Here is a 1056-nt window from a genome sequence, read left to right as displayed (position 1 = left end):
GGCTTGATGACGTCGTCGATGACCGCCAGCCGCTCGTCGAACGGGATGAACGCACTCTTCATCGCGTTCACCGTCAACCACCGCAACTCCGACCACCCCCACCCGAACGCCTCCACCAACAACCACATCTCCCGCGACATCGACGTCCCACTCATCAACCGGTTGTCCGTGTTCACCGTCACCCGGAACCGCAGATCACGCAACAACCCCACCGGATGCTCACCAATCGAACCCACCGCACCCGTCTGCACATTCGACGACGGACACAACTCCAACGGAATCCGCTTGTCCCGCACATACGACGCCAACCGCCCCAACCGCACCCCACCCCCACCCACCTCGATGTCATCCACGATCCGCACCCCATGCCCCAACCGATCCGCACCACACCACTGAATCGCCTGCCAGATCGACGGCAACCCGAACGCCTCACCCGCATGAATCGTGAAATGAAAGTTCTCCCGCTGCAAAAACTCGAACGCGTCCAAATGCCGCGTCGGCGGAAAACCCGCCTCCGCACCCGCGATGTCGAACCCCACCACCCCCACATCCCGGTACCGCACCGCCAACTCCGCGATCTCCTGCGACCGCGCCGCATGCCGCATCGCCGTCAACAACGTCCCCACCCGGATCACCCGACCCGCCTCCGCCGCCTCCGCACACCCCGCCGCGAACCCCGCCAACACCGCCTCCACCACCTGACCCAACCCCAACCCCCGCGACAGATGCTGCTCCGGCGCGAACCGCACCTCCGCGTACACCACCCCGTCCGCCGCCAGATCCACCGCACACTCCGCCGCCACCCGGAACAACCCCGCCTCCGTCTGCATCACCGCCACCGTGTGCGCGAACGTCTCCAGATACCGCTCCAACGACCCCGAATCAGCCGCCGACACGAACCACCGACCCAACTCCGACGGATCCGTCACCGGCAGCACATGACCCACCTCGTCCGCCAACTCCACCACCGTCGCCGGCCGCAACCCACCATCCAGATGGTCATGCAGCAACACCTTCGGCGCCCGAACGATCTCCGCCAACGAAACAGCCACCATG

1 protein-coding gene is annotated in these 1056 nt (G+C 65.6%); it reads right to left on the bottom strand.

The window, feature by feature from the left end:
- Positions 1 to 1055: adenosine deaminase (locus ACXAHD_RS32210; RefSeq protein ID WP_475055185.1), on the bottom strand; the 1055-nt coding region annotated here is incomplete at its 3' end.
- Position 1056 lies beyond the last annotated feature (1 nt).

Source organism: Micromonospora sp. ABR4_055, assembly GCF_056160425.1.
Note: the sequence above shows the minus strand (reverse complement) of the source record. Positions and strands in the feature narration are given on the sequence as shown.